Source organism: Brevundimonas sp. SL130 (assembly GCF_026625805.1).
GTDB lineage: Bacteria > Pseudomonadota > Alphaproteobacteria > Caulobacterales > Caulobacteraceae > Brevundimonas.
Window position 1 is genome coordinate 487277 of sequence record NZ_CP113064.1, and the last position, 11934, is coordinate 499210.

General features: G+C 62.3%; 9 protein-coding genes and 3 pseudogenes. 6 read left to right on the forward strand and 6 right to left on the reverse strand.

Annotated features, from left to right (window positions below; translation table 11 throughout):
• Positions 1-5: 5 nt before the first annotated feature.
• From OU998_RS02400 to OU998_RS02415, 4 genes and pseudogenes are all read right to left on the reverse strand, one after another.
• Positions 6-490: pseudogene (locus OU998_RS02400) on the reverse strand (integrase core domain-containing protein); the annotation flags it as partial.
• Positions 491-560: 70 nt separating this feature from the next.
• A complete protein-coding gene (locus OU998_RS02405) occupies positions 561-812 on the reverse strand; it encodes a DUF6894 family protein (RefSeq protein WP_267515260.1) in 252 nt (83 codons plus the stop codon).
• A gap of 82 nt (positions 813-894) precedes the next feature.
• Positions 895-1980, reverse strand: a complete 1086-nt coding sequence (locus OU998_RS02410) for a glycosyltransferase family 4 protein (protein WP_267515261.1) — start codon at positions 1978-1980, stop codon at positions 895-897.
• Positions 1981-2056: 76 nt separating this feature from the next.
• A complete protein-coding gene (locus OU998_RS02415; protein WP_035305865.1) occupies positions 2057-2518 on the reverse strand; it encodes an Lrp/AsnC ligand binding domain-containing protein in 462 nt (153 codons plus the stop codon).
• Between the two features lie 109 nt (positions 2519-2627).
• Between OU998_RS02415 and putA the strand changes: the two genes are divergently transcribed.
• The 6 genes from putA to OU998_RS02445 all read left to right on the forward strand — a co-directional run bounded on the left by putA (position 2628) and on the right by OU998_RS02445 (position 10250).
• On the forward strand, positions 2628-5759 hold the full coding sequence (gene putA / locus OU998_RS02420; protein ID WP_267515262.1) for a bifunctional proline dehydrogenase/L-glutamate gamma-semialdehyde dehydrogenase PutA: 3132 nt from the start codon (positions 2628-2630) through the stop codon (positions 5757-5759).
• Positions 5760-5845: 86 nt separating this feature from the next.
• Positions 5846-6640 carry a class I SAM-dependent methyltransferase gene (locus tag OU998_RS02425; RefSeq protein WP_267515263.1) on the forward strand — a complete coding sequence of 265 codons (795 nt, stop codon included), beginning with the start codon at positions 5846-5848 and terminating at the stop codon, positions 6638-6640.
• Positions 6641-6721: 81 nt separating this feature from the next.
• Positions 6722-7501 (forward strand): ABC transporter permease, encoded by a 780-nt coding sequence (locus OU998_RS02430; RefSeq protein WP_267515264.1) that lies wholly within the window; start codon positions 6722-6724, stop codon positions 7499-7501.
• A gap of 24 nt (positions 7502-7525) precedes the next feature.
• Positions 7526-8683 (forward strand): chain-length determining protein, encoded by a 1158-nt coding sequence (locus OU998_RS02435; RefSeq protein ID WP_267515265.1) that lies wholly within the window; start codon positions 7526-7528, stop codon positions 8681-8683.
• Positions 8683-9357 (forward strand): ABC transporter ATP-binding protein, encoded by a 675-nt coding sequence (locus OU998_RS02440; protein WP_267515266.1) that lies wholly within the window; start codon positions 8683-8685, stop codon positions 9355-9357. The genes OU998_RS02435 and OU998_RS02440 overlap by 1 nt, the downstream gene beginning before the upstream one ends.
• A 140-nt stretch (positions 9358-9497) precedes the next feature.
• A complete protein-coding gene (locus tag OU998_RS02445; protein WP_267515267.1) occupies positions 9498-10250 on the forward strand; it encodes a hypothetical protein in 753 nt (250 codons plus the stop codon).
• A 204-nt stretch (positions 10251-10454) separates the two neighbouring features.
• On the opposite strand, the pseudogene OU998_RS02450 reads toward OU998_RS02445, so the two are convergent.
• Positions 10455-10664: pseudogene (locus OU998_RS02450) on the reverse strand (integrase core domain-containing protein); the annotation flags it as partial.
• A 20-nt stretch (positions 10665-10684) separates the two neighbouring features.
• Positions 10685-11897: pseudogene (locus OU998_RS02455) on the reverse strand (IS3 family transposase).
• Positions 11898-11934: the final 37 nt, after the last annotated feature.

An 11934-nucleotide genomic window follows, 5' to 3' on the forward strand; every position in this document is an offset into this window, starting at 1 on the left:
GGCTCTCATCCAGCCATAACGAGAGTCCTTTGGTGATCTGAGCTGGGGCTGGTGGGGTTGGCAAGAGGCCGGTCAGCGCAGCCTCCAACCCGCGCAGCGGACCGGCCGATCTGTCCGTTGAGCGCATCTGCGTAAGCCTGCGGCGTCAGCCATCCCAGCTTCGAGTGCGGCCGGGTTTCGTTGTAGTCGCGCCGCCAAGTTTCGAGCACCGAACGGGCGTGCGATAGTGATCGGAACAGCGTTTCGTTCAGCAGTTCGTCACGCAGGCGGCCGTTGAAGCTCTCGTTGAAGCCGTTCTGCTGAGGCTTGCCTGGCGCGATGTAGTGCCAGCCGACGCCGGTGTCGTCGGCCCAGGCCAGGATGGCGTTGGACGTATATTCCGTGCCGTTGTGGCTGCGCCGACCTTCGGTTCGCTGATGATCGTGTGCGGGCGCCCTCGCCGCAGGATGATGGCGTCCAACTCGCGCACCAGTCGATCAGCTCGACCAGACGGTCCGCCGGGATCGTGATCTGCCGACCGGCCGTCAGGGTGGCGATCTTCGGTGGGGATCCCGCCTGAGTCACGTCTCGACCCAACCCTCTGGCGGGGCGTCGGAAGCCTTGGCCGTAACGCTGACCACGGTACGCCCGTCGGCATCGGTCACGATCACGCTGAACGAGGCCGTCTCCCAAAAGGCCGCACCCCTGGTACCGCAGAATCCCCCCAGAACCGCCACCGCCTCTTCACGTGCAGTATCGACATCGGGCAGATCCTCGCCCTGATCATCCCGAATACAGTCGCCGTTTTCGGTGTGGAAATAGAAGTGCGGCAATCGGGCCTCCAGCATCAGGTCTGCTGGAAGCGGTCATGGGGCGGATTGGTTCAGCGTTCAGATTTTCTGATTGAAAGCGCCGTCAGGCCGCCGCGCGTTTTCTGATCCGCGCAATGCGCCGAAGCCGGCGCCAGAAGCGGCCGCGCTCGGGTTCGGGATAGGGTTCCAGGTTCTCGACGAACTGCTCGGCCGACGCCCGCCAGCTGAACTTCTCAGCATAGGCGCGGACGTTTCGGCGGTCGAGGTCGAGGCATTTCAGGCAGGCGGTCTTCAAATCCTGGTCGATGACCCCGGCGTTCGAGCCGGGAATGATGTCGATCGGACCATGGGCCGGATAGGCGGCGACCGGCGTGCCGGCGGCCATGGCCTCCAGGATCACCAGACCGAAGGTGTCGGTCCAACTGGGGAAGACGAAGACGTCGGCGTCGCGAAAGCAACGGGCCAGATCATCACCGAACCTGGCCCCGAGGAATTTCGCCTCGGGATACTTTTCCTGCAGCTCGGCGCGGGCGGGCCCGTCACCGACAATGATCTTAGTGCCGGGCAGGTCCAGTTCGAGGAAGGCCTCGATATTCTTCTCCACCGCCACCCGTCCCACGTTCAGGAAGAAGGGCCGCGTCCAGTCCTTGCCGCCCATCTCGTCATAGATCCGGTCCAGATCGGGGCTGAACATCTCGGTGTCCACGCCGCGCGACCAGGGCGAGACGTTCTTGAACCCGTGCTCGACCAGTTCGTCGCGCAGGGTCGGGGTCGCCACCATCAGCCGGCCGGACGGCTTGTGGAACCATTTCATATAGGCGTAGCCGACCTGAACCGGGATCGGGAACCGGGCCGAGACATATTCCGGGAATTTGGTGTGATAGCTGGTGGTGAACGGCAGTTTCCACTCGACGCAGATTCGTCGCGTGGCGATGCCGATCGGCCCCTCGGTGGCGATGTGGACCGCCTCAGGTTCGAAGGCCCGCAGCATTTCGCGAATCTCTTCCTCCGCCCCCAGGGCCAGCCGGATCTCCGGATAGGTGGGGCAGGGAATGGTCTTGAACAGGCTCGGCTCTATGACCTCAACCTCATGGCCCATGCCGCGGCATTCCGCGACGGTGCGGGTCAGGGTGCGGACGACGCCGTTGACCTGAGGTTCCCAGGCGTCGGTGGCCAGAACGATGCGCATTGAGGCGGGCGGACCCTGAGCCGTTAAGTAAGGGCGGAACTTCTAGACGGTTCGAATGACGATGGCGAGACGTTCGCTACAACGGCAGCACCGTCGTCGACTTCACCTCCTCCAGCACGGCATAGGTCCGGGTCTCGCGCACGCCCGGCATACGCACCAGAACGTCGCCCAGGAAGGCGCGATAGGCGTCCATGTCGCCGACGCGCGCCTTGATCAGATAGTCGAAACCGCCGGCGACCATATGGCATTCCAGCACCTCGGGCTGGCTGCGGACGGCGGCGGCGAAGGCTTCGAAGACGTCGCCGGTGGTGCGGTCCAGCAAGACCTCGACGAAGATCAGCAGATCGCGGCCGACCTTGGCCGGGTCGATCATGGCGGCATAGCCGGTGATGATCTTCTTTTCGCGCAGCCGCCGGACCCGCTCGAAACAGGCGGCGGGCGACAGGTTGCACTGGCGCGCCAGCTCAGCGTTGGACAGCCGGCCGTCCGTCTGAAGCACCCGAAGAATGCGGCGGTCGACGGCGTCTATATCGATCATCGGAAATCGAGGCCCTGCACCGAACGATCTTCGGTCAAGCCTCGTATCATACGAAGCACCTTCAATGAACTCCGGCATATACGGCGTGAATCCACAGGATATGCCGCCGATGACCTCGCCCGCCTTCACGCCTTCGAGCCTGGCCGCCTGGGACGGCCTGGACGAACACAAGTTCCGCGATGAGCACGACGCCGTCGCCGCCAATCTGGCCCGCATGCCGCTGGACGTGACCGAACGGGCCGACGTCGTGGCCGAAGCCACAGCCCTGGTCGAACACGCGCGTCGCAGCCAGAAGAAGCAGGGGGTGGTCGAAAGCTTCCTGCAGCAGTTCAGCCTGGGCACTCGCGAGGGTCTGGCGCTGATGTGTCTGGCCGAGGCCCTGCTGCGCGTGCCGGACGAAGAGACGCGCGACCGACTGATCGCCGAAAAAATCGGCTCGGCCGACTGGGCCAGCCACCTGGGCCAGTCCGACAGCCTGTTCGTCAACGCCTCGACCTGGGGCCTGATGCTGACCGGCAAACTGGTCGATGTGGACGATGAGGCCCGCAGCGACCTGCCCGGCTTCCTGAAACGGATCGCCGGTCGTCTGGGCGAGCCGGTCATCCGCCAGGCCGTGGCCACCGCGGTCAAGATCATGGGCGAGCAGTTCGTGGTCGGCCGCACCATCCAGGGCGCGCTGAAGCGGTCGAACAAGGAAGGCTGGCTGTGCAGCTTCGACATGCTGGGCGAAGGCGCCCGCACCACCGCCGACGCCGACCGCTACGAGAAGATCTACGCCGACGCCATTGAGGCCGTGGGCAAGACCTCAAAGGGCCAGGGGCCGGAGCACGGTCACGGCGTGTCGGTGAAACTGTCGGCCCTGTCGCCCCGCTATGAGGCGACGCACGAGGACGACGTCTGGGCGACCCTCTATCCCCGGATCCTGCGCCTGGCCCAGATCGCGGCCCAATACGACATCAACTATACGATGGACGCCGAGGAGGCGGACCGTCTGGCCCTGTCGCTGAAACTGCTGGACCGGCTGGCGCATGAGCCCAGCCTGGGCGGTTGGACCGGCCTGGGCCTGGCGGTCCAGGCCTATCAGAAGCGCGGATTGGAGACGATCGAGCGGGTCGCCGACCTGGCCCGGCGCTCGGGTCGGCGGCTGATGGTGCGGCTGGTCAAGGGCGCCTATTGGGACACCGAGATCAAGCGCGCCCAGGTCTTCGGCCGCACCGACTATCCGGTCTTCACCACCAAGGCGGCGACCGACCTGAACTATCTCGTCTGCGCCAAGGCCATGATCGAGGCGGCGCCGGCGATCTACAGCCAGTTCGCCAGCCACAACGCCCACACCCTGGCCGCCGTGCGGCGCATGGCGCGGGATCGCGGCGTCACGGTCGAGCACCAGCGCCTGCACGGCATGGGTGAGGCCCTATATGACGCCGCGCACGAGGCCTGGGCCAATGAGACCGTCATCGTCCGCGCCTACGCCCCTGTCGGCGGACATGAGGAACTGCTGCCCTATCTGGTGCGGCGTCTGCTGGAAAACGGCGCCAACTCCTCCTTCGTCCATGCCCTGCTGGACGAGCGCGTGCCCGCCTCGGCCGTCGCGGCCGATCCCATCTCCCTGGTCGAGCAGGCGCCCGACCGTCACCCCAAGATTCCGGTTCCGCAAGACATGTACGGCGATCGTCAGAACTCCCTCGGCCGCGACTATTCGCAAGCCGCCGTCCGTGACGTCCATGCGCGCGCGCTGGAGGGGATCGACCGCGAGAAACTGACCTCCGGCCCGATCATCGGCGGCAAGCTGCGCGCCGGGATCCATGCCCAGGCCGTGACCAATCCCTTCGACCGGTCGCAGGTGCTGGGCCATGTCTCGGAAGCCGAGGCGACCGACATCGACGCCGCCGTCGAGGCCGCTGCGAACGCCCAGGTTCAATGGGACCGTCAGGGCGGCGCCAAGCGCGCCGTGACCTTGCGCGCCATGGGCGATGCGCTGGAGGCCGATCTGGACCGGCTGGTCGCCCTGCTCAGCCGCGAGGCGGGCAAGACCCTGAACGACGGCGTCGCCGAGGTGCGCGAGGCCGCCGACTTCTGCCGCTACTACGCCCTGCTGGCCGAACGCGACTTCACCGCCCCCCAGACCCTGAAGGGTCCGACCGGCGAGACCAACCAACTGATCCTGCACGGACGCGGCGTCTTCGCCTGTATCTCGCCGTGGAACTTCCCCCTGGCCATATTCACCGGTCAGATCGCCGCCGCCCTGGCCGCCGGCAACGCCGTCCTGGCCAAGCCCGCCGAACAGACGCCGCTGATCGCCGCCGAGGCCGTGCGCCTGTATCACAAGGCCGGGCTGAACCCGGACTTGCTGGCCCTGGTTCCCGGCCGCGGCGAGACGGTCGGCGCCACGCTTGTCACCCATTCCGGAATCGACGGCGTCGCCTTCACCGGCGGAACCGACACGGCCGCCGCCATCAACCGCGCCCTCGCCGCCCGCCCCGGCGCCATCATCCCCTTCATCGCCGAGACCGGCGGCCTGAACGGCATGTTCATCGACACCACGGCCCTGAAGGAACAGGTCATCGACGATGTGATCCAGTCAGCCTTCGGTTCGGCCGGCCAGCGCTGCTCGGCCCTGCGCGTCCTCTATGTCCCCAAGGACTCGGCCGACACCCTGATCGAAGGATTGAAGGGCGCCCTGGCCGTCCAGACCGTCGGCGACCCGGCCGATCCCAAGACCGACATCGGCCCGGTGATCGACCCCGAATCCCGCCGCGCCCTGGAAGCCCATGTCGAACGCCTGTCCAAGGAAGCCAAGATCATCGCCCGCGCCGACCTGGCCCTGGGCGCCGAAAAGGGCGACCTGTTCGCCCCCACCATCGCTGAAATCCCCACGCCCGACTTCCTGGAGCGCGAGGTGTTCGGCCCGATCCTGCACATCTATCGATACGACTCGGCCGGCCTCAAGTCGGTCGCTGGCAAGCTCGCCGCACGCGGTTACGGCCTGACCCTGGGCGTCCACAGCCGCATCGAAGCCTTCGCCGCCGAAGTGATCGACCTGGTCCCCGCCGGCAACGTCTACGTCAACCGGTCGATCACCGGCGCCGTGGTCGGGGTGCAACCTTTCGGCGGCGAAGGGCTTTCAGGCACCGGCCCCAAGGCCGGAGGACCGAACAGTTTGATTCGCTATGCGGCGGAAAAGGCCGTCAGTGTGAACATTGCGGCCCAGGGCGGGGATCCGGCGCTGTTGAACTTGTAGAATTGGCGTGCAGCCCTTTTCGTCTTTCACAGGCAAGGCCGCCTTGTTATGGACGAAGCTGTTCACGCCTCCCCTAAGGATTTGGAATGTTCGGATTTTCGAAGACGAAGACGGCAGCCTCGGCGAGTCGAAAAGAAGCCACGCATGCCAAGCTTGAGGCTGAAGTTCTGCGTCTCCAGGCTGAACTGGCGCAGCGTGATCAACAGCCTCACTTCGTGTCGGACTATACCGCCTATGTGCGGGATCTCATGCAGAAGCATCCGCTGGACGAGGCCATGGCCTACGCTGTCGGCGGCGCTTACGATCAGACCGGGTTTTTGCTCGTCGAGGTACTTGAGCGGTGCGGTTTGAAGGAGAATATGTCTGTGGTCGATCTCGGCTGCGGCAGTGGGCGACTGGCCAAGCACCTGGGTCTCAAATACCCGAACATCCAATATCTCGGCATCGACATCGTCCAGGAGTTACTGGATTATGCTCAAAGCCAGTCCCCAGACCATTTCCACTTTGTGCTGAACCACACCCTGAAGCTGCCGGCTGATGACGGCTCGGCCGACATGGTCGCAATTTTCAGCGTCATCACGCACCTGCTGCATCAGGAGAGCTTTGCTTACCTCAAGGAGGCTAGGCGCGTTCTGCGTCCTGGCGGCCGAATTGTATTCTCCTTTTTAGAGAGCGAGAATAACTGGTCGATTTTCCAGGGCATGGTGGATCGCGCCGAGTCGGGGGTGAAGGATGATCAACTAAACATGATCACTGAGCGTCCGCAGATCGAAGCCTGGGCTCAGCGTCTCGATATGGATGTAGTGAGCTATGATTTGGGTTTGCCACATCAAGGCGATGGGCAGACTGTGGTCGTTTTTGCCGATCGACGAGCCGACTGACTCGTCTGGGCCTTGCCCTCGCTAACCGCAAGTCTATGGTGCGCCACTTCGGCGAGCCTTCGTCACGCATCAGCCTGGTCCATGAGCGTATCCAATTTTGCCCGCCGCCAAGGCCGCATCGTCAGCGCACTGATGATGCGAGAGATCGTGACCCGGTTCGGGCGCGAAGGTTTCGGGTTCCTGTGGCTGATCGGTGAGCCCTTGTTGTTTTGCTTGGGTGTGCTGGTGATGTGGTCGATCATAAAACCCGAGTACGAGCACGGGGTACGCGTCGGGCCATTCGTGGTGACCGGATACATGTGCTTGCTATTGCTGCGGCACCAGATTTCCTATGCACAAGGGGCGGTCCAGGGAAACATAGGCCTGCTGTTCCACCGACAGGTTTCAATTACGCATTTGTTTTTCGCTAGAAGCATATTGGAGTTTCTGGGGGCGACTGGAGCATTTGTCGTCGTGTATTTTGTATTGATTTGTCTGGGTCAGGTTTCGTGGCCCAAGGATATCCTTCTGGTCTATGCCGGGTGGGGGGTTCTGGCGTTAAACAGCATTGGTCTGTCGACCTTGCTAGCTGCGCTGTCGCTTCGGTGGGAAGTGATGGAGCGCATCGTGCCGCTGCTCACCTATATCCTGATCCCGCTGTCCGGAGCCTTTTTTATGGTGTCGTGGCTGCCGGAGCGCTTCCAGGAACTGTACCTCTTGGTGCCCATACCACACGGTATCGAGATGGTTCGGGCCGGTGTCTTCGGGCCCTTCGTCGAGACGCACTATGACGCCGCCTATGCGTTGGCATTGGCGGGCGCAATGAACTTCCTGGGCCTAATCCTTCTTGCCGACGCCCGAGACCGGGTAGATGTGGAATAGCGGCCTTCGAGCCTGGAACAGAACATGACTGAGCCGAAACTCAACTATGTGGGCCCGTTGCCCGAAGCCCTGACCTATGAGCGGAAGGTTCCCCTATGGCGGCGCGTGCCGCTGGCCTTACTGCTTGTGGTAGTTGCCCCGACCTTGCTAGCTGCTGTTTATTTTCTGCTGATCGCTTCTCCGCGTTATGTCTCGGAAGCTCGTTTTGTCGTGCGCTCTTCCAACCAGACGCCCAGCTCTCTAGGGATGGCCCTGCAAGGGGTGGGCATCAGTACGGGGCAATCGGACGCCTTTGCAGTTCATGAGTATCTCACTTCAGCCGATGGCTTGCGTGATCTACAACGCAGCGTCGATGTGGCGGCCTTGCTGGGTAGGCCGGGCGTCGATCCCTTCTCTCGCTATCCTCGTGTCGGAGAGGCGCGCAGCGAAGAGGGGCTGCTGAAGGCGTTGAACCGGCTCGTCGTCGTTGGTTATGACTCGTCTACGGGCATCAGTACTTTGCGTGTAGAGGCGTTTCGTCCTGAAGACGCGAGTCAGATCGCGTCCCTACTTCTGGATAGCGGTGAGTCACTGGTCAATCGTCTGAACGAAAGGTCTGTCAATGATGCCGTTCGCCAGGCAAGGGTTACGCGGGAGAACGCTGTACGTAATCTGACCCAGGCTCAGGCGGCTCTGACTGATTTCCGTAATCAGCAGGAGTTTATCGATCCTCAGACCCTGGTGACCGAGAACGCCGAATTGGTAGGCCAACTTAATGCGAGAATCGCGGAGTTGCAGGCTGAGCGTAGTCAGGTCGCGTCACAGGCGCCGGATAGTCCGCAACTGCCGGCGATCGACGCGCGAATCGCAGCCTATAATCGCCAAGTGGCAACAGAACGTTCAAAGGTGGCAGGAGGGACGGCCACTCTAGCGCCCAAGGTCGGCGCTTATGAAGAGTTGTCCTTCAATCGAGAGCTCGCGACGCGAGAATTGGCCGCGGCCACAACATCTCTGTTGGCGGCCGAACAGGAGGCGCGTCGAAAGCAGGCCTACCTTGAGCGCGTGGTCTCTCCTAACCTGCCGCAAACTCCCTTGGAGCCTCGACGCTGGCTGTCGGTGTTGGCGGTCCTGGCGACCAGCTTGCTGCTATATGGGCTAGGGTGGCTTGTGTGGGCTGGCGTGCGTGAGCATAGGCAGGTTTAATGACGGATGCAGTCTCTGGTGCTGGTCTTTCCGTTAGTAATCTCGGCCTGACCTATCGCACCGCCCATCGTCCGGTTTTCAGCAATCTGAATTTTTCCTTGGGTCGGCAAGGACGGTTGGCGATCCTTGGACGAAACGGTCAGGGGAAATCGACCTTGATCAAGCTGTTGGGTGGCGTCATGTCGCCAACTCAGGGGCGGATAGACTGGGGCATGAGTCAGTCTTGGCCGATCGGTTTCAACGGCGGCTTTCAGGGAAGTTTGTCGGGCTTAGACAACATACGCTTTCTAGCGCGGATTTACGGACGGCCATTCAACGAGGTCCGCGACAGGGTTGACGACTTTGCAGAGTTAGGGCGATCACTGCGTTTGCCGGTGAAGCACTACTCGTCGGGTATGCGGGCGCGGCTAGCTTTTGGCTTGTCCCTAGCCATCGAATTCGACTGCTACCTGATCGACGAATTGGTTGCGGTCGGGGATGCCCGTTTTCAAAGAAAGTGTCAGCACGAGTTGTTCCAACAAAGAGCGGAGCGAGCCTTCCTGCTCGCTTCCCACAATACGGATCTTATTTCTGTGTATTGTGATCGCGCGCTTTTGGTGGAGGGCGGAAAAGCCAAGATCTTTGAAGATATCGGAGAGGCCGTAGAGATTTACAAATGGCTCAGAACTGTATAGCGCCTCCGGCCGACGAGCGCACACACTCGCTGACGGGGTGGATGTCTAGATGTGTCCTGATAGCCGCCCCTCGGACTGAGCAGTCTTGGCGTGAAATATTCATTGAGGCGGGCTTCCGGCAAGATGCTCAGGTCGTTTTCTTGACACAGGAAACGCAGCGGCTGGACGGTGAGTGTGGCAATACGATATTTGTTGCATCTGACAGGCGCTACCTGCAACCCAGCCCCGAGGCCGAAAGAGTGGTCCTGTACCAGGGGGTTGGCGTTTTTGACGGCCTGGACGCAGTTTCGGACAACGACGCTCGGATCCATCTGATTGAGATGTCTCGCTATGCTGTGGAGGCACTCGAGTGGGGCCGAGGCGCGCAGGTCTACTTTAACGCCGGAGCGCGTCTGCCCTTGTTTCAGCGGTTCAACATAGACGTTCCGTCGGGCGCAATGCCGGTCCAGGGCACCGGGCGCTGGGATCTTATCGCCGGACAGGCGATGCAGTTCCTGTCGCAGACGGAGAAGGCTGTGTGGCCTTCCGAACTGTTCCTGTTCGAGTGCGACGAACTATCAGTGTCTGGCGATTTCCAATGGCGAGACATGACTGGACCGCCTCGTGCCGTTGTGAGGGGCACCTATATATGGGCAACGCCGGGCACATGGGGAGTAACAGCACGTTTCGCTGTGGACGAGGAGGGGGCTCGTCAAGAGTTTCAAATACGTTGGGGGCCACCGCTCACACCAACGGTGATGAATGTCACGCCGGCTCGACCCGGCATTTATGAAGTGAAGCTCGAGAACACCTGGTTTGAGCCGGACGGTATGGAACTTACCATCGCCAAATCGCATAGCGCTGTTTCTGGTTTATTCGCGTTCCTAGGGTCCGAAGTGTTTAAACCCTCCTAATATTTGGACGCTGATTATTTTTCAATCACCAACCATCTACATTAGATGTATCTATATATTTGATTGAACGTATTCATTGTTTCAGCTTCTAACAGAATAGTTACTGACGTGCCCCTGAGTTTTCATCCAGCGACGACCAGAGCCCTTAGGTTAGTTGACCTTGCCCCTGATGTTGGACCGGGCCTCGGCGGAACGTCTCGGTGTTTAGGCGCCGGGCGGGCCATGTGGCCCGGCGCCGTTCATGAGCTCAATCGGGCACTTGTCGCCGATCGCGCTGTGGGGTCGTTCTTCGTTGTAGTCTCTACGCCAAGTCTCGCATTTTCGGCGCGCGTCGTCGAGGGAGAGGAACCAGGCCGTGTTCAGGCATTCGGCCCGGACCTTGCCGTTGAAGGACTCGGCGAACGCGTTGTCCGTCGTGACGTGACCCCCGTTTTTCATCCAGCGATAACGAGAGTCCTTTGGTGATCTGAACTGGGGTTTGTGGTGTTGGCAAGAGGCCGGTCAGCGCAGCCTCCAACCCGCGCAGCGGACCGGCCGATCTGTCCGTTGAGCGCATCTGCGTAAGCCTGCGGCGTCAGCCATCCCAGCTTCGAGTGCGGCCGGGTTTCGTTGTAGTCGCGCCGCCAAGTTTCGAGCACCGAACGGGCGTGCGATAGTGATCGGAACAGCGTTTCGTTCAGCAGTTCGTCACGCAGGCGGCCGTTGAAGCTCTCGTTGAAGCCGTTCTGCTGAGGCTTGCCTGGCGCGATGTAATGCCAGCCGACGCCGGCCTCGTCCGCCCAGGCCAGAATGGCGTTGGACGTATATTCCGTGCCGTTGTGGCTGCGCCGACCTTCGGTTCGCTGGTGATCGTGTCCGGGCGTCCCCGCCGCAGGATGATGGCGTCCAACTCGCGCGCCACCCGTCGCCCTGACAGCGAGGTGTCGGCGACGAGCCCGAGGCATTCGCGGGTGCAGTTGTCGATCACCGTCAGGATGCGGAAGCGCCGCCCATCGGTCATCTGATCGGAGACGAAGTCCAGCGACCAGCGCTGGTTGGCGACCAGGGGAATCTCCAGTGGACGCCGGGCGCCCATGGCGCGTTTGCGCCCGCCGCGCCGGCGCACCGTCAGCTTCTCCTCGCGATAGATCCGCTGGACCCGCTTCTTGTTGACCGCATGCCCCTCGCGCCGAAGCAGGACGTGCAGGCGACGATAACCGAACCGCCGACGCTCCTGAGCCAGAGCCTTCAGCCGATCGCGCAGGACGCCGTCGTCGTCCGGGCGTGTCGCCTGGTAGCGCACGCTCGTCCGATCCACGCCCAGCACCCGGCAGGCCCGCCGCTCGCTCATCTCGTAGGCCGACTGCAGGTGCGCCGCCGCCTCTCGATGCGCAGCGGGCGTCACCACTTTTTTCCCAGCAGATCCTTCAGCGCGACGTTGTCCAGCATCGAGTCCGCCAGCATACGCTTCAGCTTGGCGTTCTCCTCTTCCAGCGCCTTCAGACGCCGGGCCTCCGACACGTCCATGCCGCCATACTTGGCTTTCCACTTGTAGAAGGTCGGCGAGCTCAGCCCGTGCTTCCTGCACAGATCCGCCACCGGAACACCGGCCTCCTGCTCGCGCAGGATCCCGATGATCTGTTCTTCCGTGAACCGTGATCTCTTCATTCTGTCCGTCCTCTCGAGGGGCGGACTCTAGCTATTC